Source organism: Leptolyngbya sp. FACHB-711 (genome assembly GCF_014695615.1).
Lineage (GTDB): Bacteria > Cyanobacteriota > Cyanobacteriia > Elainellales > Elainellaceae > Leptolyngbya_A.
The window spans coordinates 1-11,448 of record NZ_JACJOR010000133.1 but is presented as its reverse complement, the minus strand read 5'-3'; the positions used below and the strand labels follow the sequence as shown (position 1 = coordinate 11,448).

Annotated in this window: 14 protein-coding genes; 9 read left to right on the top strand and 5 right to left on the bottom strand. The window is 52.2% G+C overall.

Annotated features, from left to right (window positions below):
• Positions 1 to 134: 134 nt before the first annotated feature.
• Positions 135 to 686, bottom strand: a complete 552-nt coding sequence (locus tag H6F80_RS04395) for a 2'-5' RNA ligase family protein (RefSeq protein WP_190790392.1) — start codon at positions 684 to 686, stop codon at positions 135 to 137.
• A 100-nt stretch (positions 687 to 786) separates the two neighbouring features.
• Between H6F80_RS04395 and H6F80_RS04390 the strand changes: the two genes are divergently transcribed.
• A complete protein-coding gene (locus tag H6F80_RS04390) occupies positions 787 to 1,611 on the top strand; it encodes a pentapeptide repeat-containing protein (protein ID WP_190790391.1) in 825 nt (274 codons plus the stop codon).
• Positions 1,612 to 1,613: 2 nt separating this feature from the next.
• Here the strand turns inward: H6F80_RS04390 and H6F80_RS04385 are convergent, their stop codons facing one another.
• Positions 1,614 to 2,447, bottom strand: a complete 834-nt coding sequence (locus tag H6F80_RS04385; protein ID WP_190790390.1) for an ABC transporter permease — start codon at positions 2,445 to 2,447, stop codon at positions 1,614 to 1,616.
• Between the two features lie 85 nt (positions 2,448 to 2,532).
• On the opposite strand from H6F80_RS04385, the gene H6F80_RS30230 reads away from it, so the two are divergent.
• The 4 genes from H6F80_RS30230 to H6F80_RS04370 all read left to right on the top strand — a co-directional run bounded on the left by H6F80_RS30230 (position 2,533) and on the right by H6F80_RS04370 (position 6,114).
• Positions 2,533 to 2,655 (top strand): hypothetical protein, encoded by a 123-nt coding sequence (locus H6F80_RS30230; RefSeq protein ID WP_277879035.1) that lies wholly within the window; start codon positions 2,533 to 2,535, stop codon positions 2,653 to 2,655.
• A 6-nt stretch (positions 2,656 to 2,661) separates the two neighbouring features.
• The gene (locus tag H6F80_RS04380; RefSeq protein ID WP_190790389.1) at positions 2,662 to 3,564 is read left to right on the top strand and encodes an AAA family ATPase; all 903 of its coding nucleotides are present in this window, start codon (positions 2,662 to 2,664) and stop codon (positions 3,562 to 3,564) included.
• A 93-nt stretch (positions 3,565 to 3,657) separates the two neighbouring features.
• Positions 3,658 to 4,146, top strand: coding sequence for a DUF2062 domain-containing protein (locus H6F80_RS04375; RefSeq protein ID WP_190790388.1), 489 nt, complete (start codon positions 3,658 to 3,660; stop codon positions 4,144 to 4,146).
• A gap of 168 nt (positions 4,147 to 4,314) precedes the next feature.
• Positions 4,315 to 6,114: a purple acid phosphatase family protein gene (locus H6F80_RS04370; protein WP_190790387.1), complete on the top strand. Its 1,800-nt coding sequence runs from the start codon at positions 4,315 to 4,317 to the stop codon at positions 6,112 to 6,114.
• Between the two features lie 97 nt (positions 6,115 to 6,211).
• Here the strand turns inward: H6F80_RS04370 and H6F80_RS04365 are convergent, their stop codons facing one another.
• Positions 6,212 to 7,345, bottom strand: a complete 1,134-nt coding sequence (locus H6F80_RS04365; protein WP_190790386.1) for a geranylgeranyl reductase family protein — start codon at positions 7,343 to 7,345, stop codon at positions 6,212 to 6,214.
• Between the two features lie 406 nt (positions 7,346 to 7,751).
• Positions 7,752 to 8,408, bottom strand: coding sequence for a glutathione S-transferase family protein (locus H6F80_RS04360; RefSeq protein ID WP_190790385.1), 657 nt, complete (start codon positions 8,406 to 8,408; stop codon positions 7,752 to 7,754).
• Between the two features lie 259 nt (positions 8,409 to 8,667).
• Between H6F80_RS04360 and H6F80_RS04355 the strand changes: the two genes are divergently transcribed.
• Positions 8,668 to 9,204 (top strand): hypothetical protein, encoded by a 537-nt coding sequence (locus H6F80_RS04355; RefSeq protein ID WP_206755033.1) that lies wholly within the window; start codon positions 8,668 to 8,670, stop codon positions 9,202 to 9,204.
• Between the two features lie 29 nt (positions 9,205 to 9,233).
• Here H6F80_RS04355 and H6F80_RS04350 read toward each other — a convergent pair whose 3' ends face one another.
• Complete coding sequence (locus H6F80_RS04350) at positions 9,234 to 9,581, bottom strand: sll0565 family protein (protein WP_190790383.1); 348 nt, start codon at positions 9,579 to 9,581, stop codon at positions 9,234 to 9,236.
• 137 nt (positions 9,582 to 9,718) lie between these two features.
• Between H6F80_RS04350 and H6F80_RS04345 the strand changes: the two genes are divergently transcribed.
• The 3 genes from H6F80_RS04345 to nagB all read left to right on the top strand — a co-directional run.
• Positions 9,719 to 10,036, top strand: coding sequence for a DUF6439 family protein (locus H6F80_RS04345; protein ID WP_242067155.1), 318 nt, complete (start codon positions 9,719 to 9,721; stop codon positions 10,034 to 10,036).
• Positions 10,037 to 10,109: 73 nt separating this feature from the next.
• A complete protein-coding gene (locus tag H6F80_RS04340) occupies positions 10,110 to 10,796 on the top strand; it encodes a hypothetical protein (RefSeq protein WP_190790382.1) in 687 nt (228 codons plus the stop codon).
• Between the two features lie 40 nt (positions 10,797 to 10,836).
• The coding region (nagB, locus tag H6F80_RS04335; RefSeq protein WP_190790381.1) for a glucosamine-6-phosphate deaminase at positions 10,837 to 11,448 on the top strand (612 nt) is incomplete at its 3' end.

Below are 11,448 nucleotides of genomic sequence, written 5' to 3'. Positions count from 1 at the left end.
TCTAGCTTTAGCGGTCTAGCTTTAGCAGTCCAAAATTTACGACCTAGATTAGGATGAACGATTCACTTTCTGTATCTATTGTTACGGTTTCAGATTCTCCTGTCAACAAAAACTCGATCGGTTGTCACGAATCTTTAGTATCGGGTTGCCCCCCCTAATTCAAACTCCGATCGCACCTGCCACCGCTGCCCCTCATGAATCAGCAAAATTAGGCGATTGCTTACAAACTCAAATTCAACCGATCGCGCCTGAAGCTCTGCCCAAGCAGCCTTGAAGATCAGCTTGTTGATATTCCGTGAAGCCACCGTGAGATGGGGCGAAAAGCCGCGCTGTTTGTTCTTCGGGTCACGAATGCCAATCTGCTCTAAATCCTGTATAAGGACAGCCTGAAGGGCTAGGAGTTCCGGGGTTTTTAACACGTTCAGGTACAGCACCCTCGGCGCAAATGCTCCAAAGCCAGAGATGGTCACCGGGACGGGCGAGCGGGTTTGGGCAAACTGCCGCAAGCGATTCTCTAACTCAAAAACCTGCTCGAATTCCCACAGAAAAGGTGGCTGAAGCGTGACGTGGGGCGGAGCCTTGGCAGTGCGAGTCTGAAAGCGCTCGGTCAGCTCCTGAATAGTGCGATCGGCGTAATCCTGGACTGCTTGAGGGGGAATGAGGGCGATGAAGAAGCGGGTAGACATTGGTGCGTCTCTCAAATTTTGAGTACACTATGATAGCCCTACAGTTAATTGCCCACACTGTAAAATCAAGCAACCTTACTCTACACCTAGCGTATCAGTCATGAAACTCACTCTGTTGCCTGCACTCGCCGTTCTGACCGTTACTGGCTGGGGATCGGCTGCACTCGCTGAAAACTTGGAGCACGTTCAGCAGTTGATTGAGACCAAGCAGTGTTCGCAGTGTGAGCTAAGCCAGGCGGGATTAGTTTATGCCAGTCTCTCAGGGGCAAATTTGCAAAATGCGAATCTGGTGCAGGCAAACCTGAGCCGATCGAATTTGAGTGGGGCAAACCTGCAGGGGGCAAATCTGGCGGGGGCGGCACTGGTGAACGCAAACTTAAGCGGAGCCGATTTGAGCGGGGCTGACTTGAGAAATGCAGATTTGCGGGGGGCAATTTTGAACGGGGCAATGATTCAGGGGGCAAACCTGGACGGGGCAAATGTGCTGCAAGCGGTAGGACTTCCGGCGATGATCGCCACCCCTGAAAATCTTTATCGCTTTGGGCTGGCAGAGGCGCAGCGCGGCAACTTTCGAGGTGCAATCAGTAATTACGATCAGGCTTTAACGCGGAACCCTACCTTTGCTCATGCTTACCTGGCGCGGGCAATGGCACGGATGCGCTTGAGTGATGATGCGGGGGCGATCGGTGATGCTCAAAGTGCCCAAGAACTTTACACCACCCAGGGCGACAGCCAGGGACAGGAGCTTTCAGCTCAATTTATTACCAGCGTTCAGGCGTATCAGGAAGCAGAGCAGCAACGGCTTAAGGCGGCAAACGGTCAGGGCGGCGGCGGGGGCGGCAATTTCTTCAGCTTCCTGGGATCAGTGGCAGGACTGGCACTGCAAATTTTTCTGCAAGGTAGCATGGGTGGCTTGGGGCTGTAGAGCTAGCTAGACGCGCTGGTATAAAACCGCAGCGCAAACCGCCAGAAAGAACGGGCAAACAGCAAAAGCACGATCGCCAAAATCCCCGCGCCAGCGATCCACAAAACCTGCGCCCGGCTCAGCAGCACTTCAGCCGGAATCGTGGTCAGGAACGCAACCGGAACCACAAAGGTAAAAAAGACGCGGTACGCCACTGGATAAGCCGCCATCGGATATCGTCCGGCTTCTAGCAGCCCCCGCAGCACTTCGGTGACGTTGTAGATTTTGACAAACCAGATGCTCGTCGCGCCCAAAATAAACCACAGGCTATAGAGAATCAGCAGCCCAAACAGAATCGGAATCACACTGGCAACATAGGCGATCGGCGGCAGATTTAGCCTTGTTCCCGCATAGCCAATCAGAATCAGCCCAAAGATCAAATCAGGCAAACCCCAGGGCGAAATCCTCCGCAGCGACAGCCAAAACTGAGAGCTGATCGGTTTCAGCAGCACAAAATCGAGCGTGCCTTTTTGCACCTGATCCACAATTTGATTCAGGTTCGGAGCCAGCAGCGTTGCGGAAAATCCTTGAAGAATGGTAAACACGCCCAGCACCAGCAGTGCCTCTTCCCAGCTCCATCCCTGAAACTGATAGCCCGTCTGATAAAACAGCGACAGACTGAACAAACTACCTGCCAGACTGCCAAAACTAGTAAGGGCAGCAATCAAAAAATTAACCCGATACTCTAGCTCGGCTTCCAAAGCGGTTGACCAGAAAAGTTTGAGGACGCGCCAGTATTGCTTTAGGGGATTTGGCGATCGATTCGATTGCTTTTGAGTCGCACGGGCTTGAGTCATAAGGAAATGAAAAAATGTTAGGGCGGTTTGGTCGCCGATTAATTGGGGGTGAATTCAGTGTGAGATTTCCTCCTATTATCAATCTGTGACCCGGCAACCTGATCTACCGCTCTGCACAGCTTCCGTAAATTTGCTGCCTTCAGGTGCAATCGATCGCTGTCATTATGGAGCAATGCCCAAGGCGTTAGCCAGTCTTACCCCATCGTAAAACCCCATGCGAGAACGGATTGAACAGCTCGTTCAGAATTTAGGACAAACGATCGTCGGCAAAGAAGAGGCAATTCGGCTAGTGCTGGTGGCTCTGTTGTCGGGTGGACATGCGCTGCTGGAAGATGTGCCCGGAGTGGGAAAAACCCTGCTGGCAAAGTCTCTGGCGCGATCAATTGAGGGACAGTTTCAGCGAATTCAGTGCACGCCGGATCTGCTGCCTGCCGACGTGACGGGGACGAATATCTGGAATCCGCGATCGGGCGAGTTTGAGTTTTTGCCTGGACCTGTGTTTGCCAATGTGCTGCTGACAGATGAAATTAACCGGGCAACGCCTCGCACCCAGTCCGCCCTGCTGGAAGTCATGGAAGAACATCAAGTGACGATCGACGGCAAATCGCGTCTGGTTCCCCATCCATTTTTTGTGATTGCGACTCAGAATCCGGTGGAATATCAGGGCACGTTTCCCCTGCCCGAAGCGCAGATGGATCGATTTGCGCTGTCCTTTAGTCTGGGCTACCCAACCGAAGCAGAAGAACTGCAAATGCTTCAGCGACTCGGACAAAAACCCGAAGCCCTACATCCCTGTATTTCTCTGGCAGAAGTGCAGTCGCTTCAACAGCTTTGTGCCCAGGTGCGAGTCGAAACGCCGCTTCAGCAATACATTCTCGATCTGGTGCGCGCCACCCGTGAAGATGAGGAAGTCTTACTCGGCGTGAGCCCTAGAGGCACAGTTGCACTGCATCGGGCAGTCCAGGCACTGGCGTTTCTGGAAGGCAGAGAATTCGCGATTCCCGACGATGTAAAATTCCTCGCGCCCTATGTCCTTTCCCACCGCATGATTCCGGCTGCCGGACGCAAATCGCGGATCATTGTCGATCGTCTGCTGCGATCGGTTGCAGTGCCATAACAAGCAACTGCTTATCCTTCGAGACTGGTCATTGATCGAAACAAAATGTTATGAAGTTTGTAGAGTTGATCTGCTGATAATCCTAAGGACTTCATGCGCTGGAAACGATTGCTGCGCTACTTTTATCTGCGTTTTTTGCGACTGCGTGGCACACCGCCCGAAATTGCCCGCGGATTTGCTTTTGGTGTGTTTTGGGGAATGTTTCCGCTGCCGGGGCTGCAAATGGCGATCGCAATTCTCACCGCAGCAGTTTTTCACAGCAGTAAAATTGCTGCCGCTGCCGGAACCTGGCTCAGCAACCCGATTACCACGCTTCCCTTTACTGCGCTGAATTTTCATGTCGGGCAAACCTTGCTGGGGCAGAAGTGGAGTGATTTACCAATCGATAGTTTGCGATCGATCGAGGGGTTTCTGGCATTGGGAGGGGATATCCTAGTTGCCTACTTGCTGGGCTGTGCGGTGGTCGGTTTCTTTGGCGGTTTGCTCAGCTATGGTGTTGCTTTGCCTGTCGTCCGTCGGATGCAAAAACAGGTGGCAGAACGGCGGCATCAACGACGCATGCGTAAGTATCGGGCAAGATAAACACCGCACGATCGAAAGCGTGAAGCCCAAACTTCAAGCCCAAACTCCAAGTCCAAACTTCAAGCCCAAACTTGTATGAACGACTCTTGCCTTGGGCAAAATAAAGTGGTCTGATTTTCAGAGACCAAACCTACTGCATCTACGGGGACTAGGCGACTGCTGCATCGAATGAAGTGGAAGGAGTTATCGAACGGTCGCCTGGTGCTGTGGGTGACGGCGATTTTGAGCGTCCTGGCTTACGGAGTTTTCTTTGTCCGAATGCTGCTGGCTCCGTTGTTTCCGGTGGGCGCGGGCTTGCTGACCGATCCGTTTCTTCAGCTCCCAACCGCAAACTCGGTGCGAGTGGTCTGGTTCACCGAATTTGCCGGGCGCGAGAGCTTTGTGCAATATGGCAGCAATCTTGACCAGACGACGATCGCCCAAACCACTCAGCTTTCTCGGATGCGGGAAGACCAGCGATCGCGAGTGGACAATCAGGAAGAAGACGGGCAGGTTTACACTCAGCCGACCGATCGCCCCATCTGGCGACACGAAGCTGAGGTGCAGGGACTCACTCCCAGCCAGCGCATTCCTTATCGAGTGGGCAGCATGCGCGATAACGGACGGATGGAATGGAGCGGTCGCTATACTCTGGCAGCCGTTTCCGCCCCCGGACAGCCGCTCAAGATTCTGCTGACTTCTGATCATCAGCTCATGCCCATGACCCCGGCAAACCTCCAAAAGGTGACTGAAACGATCGAACCGATCGATGCCGTGTTTCTAGCGGGCGATCTGGTGAATATTCCCGATCGCGCTTCGGAATGGTTTGACGACAATCGGGGCGGCGCGTTTTTCCCCAGTTTGCAGGGACGAGCAAATCGGCTGTTAGAGCAAAACGGGGTTGGGACTCGCTATCGCGGCGGCAAGATTTTGCAGTCGGCTCCGCTGTTTCCGGCGTTGGGCAACCACGAGGTGATGGGACGCTTTTCAACCGAACTGCCATTAAATGAGCAGTACAACGATCCCGTGCCGATCGAGAATGCAGTCGCACTCTACGCCAAAATTGCCGCTCAGATTAACCCTGGAAATGATCCGGCAATCGCCCAAACCTGGATCAAGAATCATTCCTTTAACAGCGACACCTACGAAGAAATCTTTTCCCTGCCGAATACCAGTCCGGGTGGCGAAAAATACTATGCGATCACGCTGGGCGATGTGCGGCTAATTTCCCTCGATGCCTGCAATACCTGGCGTGTCCCCAGCTTGGAGCCCAATGCACGCGGACGCTACCGCGAACGAGATGTCGATCTCTCGGATGCCAACAAATGGGGCTACGGACAGCACATCTTTGAGCCGATCGCCCCCGGTAGTCCGCAATATAGCTGGCTGGAAGCAGAGCTAAACCGCCCCGAATTCCAGCAGGCGAAATACAAAATCGTCATGTTTCACCATCCGCCCCATTCGCTGGGGGATAACGTGGTTCCGCCCTACACGAACCCGACGCAGATTATCGATCGCTTCCCGGACGGGCAAATTAAATCCGTGCGCTACGAATACCCGATCGGTCGCGACTATCTGCTGCGAGATCTGATGCCGCTCCTGGAAAAGGCAGGCGTACAGCTTGTGTTCTATGGACATTCGCACCTGTGGAATCGGTTTGACAGTCCGGGCGGAATGCACTTCCTGGAAAGCTCGAACGTGGGCAACACCTACGGAGCCTTTCTGGGTGAAACTCGTCGCTCAATTCCGATCGGTTTTCAGCCCAACTACGTGCCTAGCGGAGATCCGGGTGGACTGACGGCGATCGTACCTTCGATTAGTGCTCTGCTCGATGAAAATGGCAAACCCCAGCCCTACATTGCCAGCAACGAGATCACCGTCTTCAGCATTCTAGACACCGCGACCGGGCTTGTCAGCAGCTACCGATTTGATGCCCGCCAGCCCGAGGGGGACGTGGTGCGCTTTGATGAGTTTCAGATTGTTCGGTAGCACTCAGGTGCAGAGAAAAGCCATTCCCCAGAAAACCTAGGAGAATGGCTACCGATGAAAGGAGTTAATCGTATCCGCACCCAAACTTAAACGCTTGCTAGCCACCCATCCCGGGGATCAAGCCTGCTGTCAGCCGCTTCAGGGCACGGCTTGCGACGTCGCTATAGCGCAATTGACCACAGAGAATTTGTCCCATACGCTCGGTTGCAGTCGGACGTTTCACACCGATTTTGTAGCCGAAGCTAGGAATCCGGTAAAATACGCCTGCCAACCGCTGTGCCCAAACCATATCTGCGCCCCATTCCTGGTTCATCACTTGGGAATAGCCAGCGAGCGCGTTTGCATTACCGCCGATCGCCTGATCGATCGCTTCGGCTGCCTTGACCCCGCTAAAAATCGAGGGACGAATACCTTCTGCCGTAAAGGGATCAACCACACAGGCAGCTTCTCCTGCCAGGACGGCATTTTGGGTATGTAGCTTTTGTTCGCCGTCCCACAGGCACAGAGGATGCCCGTACTGCTTGCAGGTTTGCAGGTCGATACCAAACAGCGTCGCGTATTCGGTCAGAATGCTCTTAAAGTCCTGCGGCTCACCGCCTCGGAAGGTCCCCACACCGATCGAATAGCCCTCTGCCTTGGGAAAATTCCAGATGTAGCCGTTTTTGACCATGCCAAACTCAAAGTGAGCGGTATCTGAATTTGCAACGGTAGCTTTTGCTTCGGCTTCTAAGGCTCCAGCGAGGCGACGCTTGCGATCTTTAAAGCCCAGCCATTTTGCTGTTTGCCCCTTTGCACCGTCGGCAGCAATTAAATAGCGTCCTTCAACTGGACCCTGCGCTGTGTTCACCTGCCAGCGATCGCTCTTAAACTCGATGCCTTTGACTTCGGTATTGTCTCGCAGTTCTGCGCCTTGCTTTTGCGCCTGTTGAATCAGAAAATGGTCAAATACATCGCGCCGCACCATCCAGATCGGCTCCAGGCTTTCGAGCTTGGCAGTCACCGGATCGTCCATTTTCCAGGTATAGCGGATGGTGTCTACCTTGAGGGAAATGGCAGGCGAAAAGTCAAAGTCAAACCATTCGGCAATTTGGGGGGAAACGCCACCTCCACACGGCTTATAGCGCGGCAGCGACTCTTTTTCTAAAACCAGAACCGATCGCCCTCGCTTTGCCAGATGGTAGGCAGCCGATCCGCCTGCGGGTCCTGCGCCGACGATGATGCAGTCATACATAAAGCTTCAATCTCACTTCTAGATACGCCAATTTGCTGTGGAACTAGAAAGGGATTCCCCCTTAACGAATAACACTCAAACCAGTGTCCCTGCTGAAGTCACTCACGGTCAATCCGCAACCGACAACCCCCATCACTCCAGAGCAATCGACAAGCTTCAGCACAGGCTGAATTCAGAGGACGTTTGAGCCGTATTCTTTGTTCTACACTGTCCCTTAAATTGCCCCAATCTTGGAAGACTTTAGAACCCCAGAGCTAGGGCAAGTTCTTCAGAATTGAGAGGATAGGGCAGGTCACAAGCATTTATTTTCATAACATCCTGCTAGGCTTCTCCTCAGTGTAAATTCCACCTCTCTGTTTTGCTGTGTTTTTCTAGGTAAGATCGCTGGGATTTCTTTAAAGCTTACTTAAACTGCAAAGAGCAAATCCGGCGGGATTACTTCGAGTTCCTGGGTTGCAGCCTCGACCCATTCCTGCATCAAAGGAAGCGTCCAGATTGCGTCTGCGTAGGTTTGCGCCTCTGAGTCCAGCTTGACGTTATAGGTGACAAATCGAGACACGACGGGAGCGTACATGGCATCGGCAATCGTGAAATTTCCAAACAAAAACGAACCCTGCTGCCTATACTGCTGCCGACAGTCTCGCCAGATCTGGCTGATGCGATCGATATCTTTCTGAACACTGGGTGTCACGCGATCGGTTGAATAACGCGATCGACAGTCCATTGGGAGATTCCGGCGCAAATCGAAAAATCCTGCGTGCATTTCTGCACTGACTGACCGGACGACTGCCCGAACTGCCGAATCCGCAGGCAACAAGCCAGAAGCAGGGGCAAGCTCAGCAATGTACTCGCCAATCGCGATCGATTCCCACACCCTCAAATCATCGTGCAGAAGAACGGGAACTCTGGCTGAGGGGGAATATTGGGAGATGCGATCGTAGAATTCTGGCGTATCGAGCGGCAGCCGAATTTCGGTAAACGGTAAGCCCGAATATTTCAGCGTCAGCCAGGCTCGCAGCGACCAGGACGAGTAATTTTTGTTGCCAATGATAAGAGTCAGCATGAGGAGTTGATTGTTTGAGGGTCGTTCGGGTTTAGCTCGTGCTGTTACTTGTTCGATTGCTTAGGAGCTGCGCTGCTGTCGGGATTACTCGAATTGACCATTCTATAAAAACCGTAGCATTACCCTCCCTTGCCTTAACAAATTTGTTTAGACTGACTCTGTGTCTTTCACCAGTTTCTAAGTTCGCCAGAAGACAAAATAGAGCTACAAAACAAAGATAATGGACAACGATAGGCTGCCAGAAAAGCTGCGGAGAAGTTTGGAAAAAGAGCTTTCGCCAAATGAGCAGATTCAATGGATTGAGCAGCCTATTGCTCGTTTTTTTACTCGTTCCGTCCTGGGTGTTTGTTTAGTTCTATTCGTTTCCTTACTATTTTTTTCTTTTACCAGCTTTAGCACCTATCAACAAGCGAGAGGCATGGGAAGATCTCTGCTTGAATTTGTAGGTGTTCCAGGTGCTCTAGTTTTTCTCATGGGAACTGTTATTCCGCTATTTCTTATCTTTTTTATTCCCTTCCTGAATTGGCTCACAGCACGTCAGTCTGTTTACGTCATAACCTATGAACGAGCCTTTATTCTTACAGCGGGACGGTCGACAACAGTAACATCTTTTATGCCTTCTGAGCTAAGGGTTGTCTCTCGTCGAGAAGATCGCGATGGCAGTGGTGACATTATTCTTTACGTCCACAGATCAAAAGATTATGACGGCGATATCCAGACTCAAGAGATAGGGTTCAAGCAAGTTCGTAATGCAAAAGCCTTTGAAAGGATGTTGCGCCAAATTGACTTAGGATAACCGATCGCCCTTTATTGGGTGCTTTCAATCTAAAGCGCGATCGACCGCAATACCCAGCCAATCACAATTCCCAGTCCGCCAAACCGCACCGCCTGCCAGAATACTTCTTTTAAACCGCTCCAGGAAAAAAGCTGACTTTCCAAGGCGACTTCCAGTGCTTCGAGCTGCTGCTGGATCTGTTTGAGTTCAGCTTTCAGTTCTGGGGTTTTATCACGGCGTAGATTACCGCGTACATCATCCAGGCGGTTCTTCAGCTCGATCTGTCGCTGCTGGTCTGCCTGCACCTGGGCGTAGCGAGCTTTGAGGCGCAGTAAATCAGCTTCGGCTTGGCGTAAGCCTTGTTCCAGGTCGATCGCTTCATCGGGGGCAGGAGCCATTTGGGGAAGGAAAAAAAGTGAGGAACAGGAGAAGACAATAAAGAATTTTGGGAAGGAACCAGATGCTCGAACCTGCATAGTACATTAGGAGAAAGAATCCGTCTTCCTAACCCGATCCTAATATGCCCCAATCTCCCATGTCTCAATCTATGCCCGAACCACTGGCATCCGAAGGCTCTGCGCTAACGGCATCTGCCCCTGCGCCCAAAGCCGCCCTCGCCGAACTCAGTACCCTGGAACTGGTACAGGCACTTGCAGAACGGCTCTCGATCGCCCCGCAGGATTGGCATCGGCTCAAGGCAAACCGCAACGCACGGGCAAGCGAACAGGCTGCGATCGCGCTGGTTTATCTGCTGCGAAACAACCCACAAGAGGCACTGCCCCGACTTCAGCAGGCAAGCGGCTGGCTCGATCGATCCGTTTCTGCACCGCCCTGCCCAACTCACGGACATTGACTGATTACAGCGGAAAAGCCATAACTGAAGAAATGACAGCAGAAATGGCAGCAGTCGAAATTGAGGAATTGCGATGGTTGGACGATGGCTTGACATCTACCCTGACGGGCGCGTGTTTGAGATGGAAGGCGGTAAGCCGCTGCGCGTGTTTCAAACCAACGGCGAGGTCAAAAAGCTGCTGAATGCTCTTCAGCAAACCAATGCCGGACGCTATGCCATTGCTCCACCCGCAAAAGTGCCGCCGACGATCGAAACCGAACGCCGCGTGATTCGCATTACCCGCACGAACCGCACCAATCCCAGTGGTTTGGTGTTGCTGAACGTCGCGCTGATTCAAGGAAATCGGGCGATCGATCAAATTCCAGCAATATCGGGTCAACCGAGAGAGCAGAACTTTCGCACCGTCAATCAAAGCCGCGCCGGCTCGATGGAACCTCTACCCGAAGGCTACTGGCTGGTGGGCAATGTGGAATGGGCAAGCGGGGTGCGCGACGATTACTCTAAAAGCTGGGCGGATGATGCAAACGGTTTAGGTCCAGTCTGGGTGGGAATGCGCTGCAACTCTCCGACTGAGCGAACGGCGATCGGCTTTCATTTGGATAACAATGCGGCAGCTTCTCCTGGTACAAATGGCTGTGTGGGAATTTCATCGCTGGCTGATCTGAAAAAGTTTGTCGGCTGGTTTAACGATCCGCGCTATGCGCCCAGGGTTGCGATCGTCAATTGGGGATTGGGAACGGTGGAGACACTCAAAAGTTAAATCAGGGTGAAATGAAACGCGAACTACGGACGATACAACCATGCGCCTGATCATCTGCGATTCCGCGGATGGCGTCGCGAATTGGGCAGCGAATTATGTGAAACATCGCATCAAAACCTTTGCACCCACGATCGATCGCCCCTTTGTGCTGGGATTGCCGACGGGCAGCACACCGCTCAAAATGTATCGCTGCTTAGTTGAATTTTATCAGCAGGGCGAATTGAGCTTTAGAAACGTGGTGACATTCAATATGGATGAATATGTCGGGCTTCCCGAAGATCATCCGCAAAGCTATCACGCCTATATGCACCAAAATTTTCTTGATCACATTGATATTCCACGAGAACAGATTCATATCCTGAATGGAAATGCGATTGATGTTGATCAAGAATGCGATCGCTATGAAGCGAAAATCAAAGCATTGGGCGGCGTTGAATTATTTATCGGCGGTGTGGGCGAAGATGGGCATATCGCATTTAATGAGCCAGGTTCGTCATTACAGTCAAGAACGCGAATTAAAACCTTAACCTACAGCACCAAATTAGCAAACGCTCGTTTTTTTAATCAGGATGTCAATCAAGTACCGAAATTTGCGTTAACGGTCGGAGTCGGCACGATTAACGATGCAAAGGAAGTCATGATCCTGGTGCAG

Bases quoted from the DNA above. Each gene is read 5' to 3' on its own strand.
- H6F80_RS04385 (WP_190790390.1), bottom strand. From the start codon at position 2,447: ATGACTCAAGCCCGTGCGACTCAAAAGCAATCGAATCGATCGCCAAAT.
- H6F80_RS04395 (WP_190790392.1), bottom strand. From the start codon at position 686: ATGTCTACCCGCTTCTTCATCGCCCTCATTCCCCCTCAAGCAGTCCAG.
- H6F80_RS04350 (WP_190790383.1), bottom strand. From the start codon at position 9,581: ATGGCTCCTGCCCCCGATGAAGCGATCGACCTGGAACAAGGCTTACGC.
- H6F80_RS04370 (WP_190790387.1), top strand. From the start codon at position 4,315: ATGAAGTGGAAGGAGTTATCGAACGGTCGCCTGGTGCTGTGGGTGACG.
- H6F80_RS04345 (WP_242067155.1), top strand. From the start codon at position 9,719: ATGTCTCAATCTATGCCCGAACCACTGGCATCCGAAGGCTCTGCGCTA.
- H6F80_RS04380 (WP_190790389.1), top strand. From the start codon at position 2,662: ATGCGAGAACGGATTGAACAGCTCGTTCAGAATTTAGGACAAACGATC.
- H6F80_RS04365 (WP_190790386.1), bottom strand. From the start codon at position 7,345: ATGTATGACTGCATCATCGTCGGCGCAGGACCCGCAGGCGGATCGGCT.
- H6F80_RS04340 (WP_190790382.1), top strand. From the start codon at position 10,110: ATGGTTGGACGATGGCTTGACATCTACCCTGACGGGCGCGTGTTTGAG.
- H6F80_RS04360 (WP_190790385.1), bottom strand. From the start codon at position 8,408: ATGCTGACTCTTATCATTGGCAACAAAAATTACTCGTCCTGGTCGCTG.
- H6F80_RS04375 (WP_190790388.1), top strand. From the start codon at position 3,658: ATGCGCTGGAAACGATTGCTGCGCTACTTTTATCTGCGTTTTTTGCGA.
- H6F80_RS04390 (WP_190790391.1), top strand. From the start codon at position 787: ATGAAACTCACTCTGTTGCCTGCACTCGCCGTTCTGACCGTTACTGGC.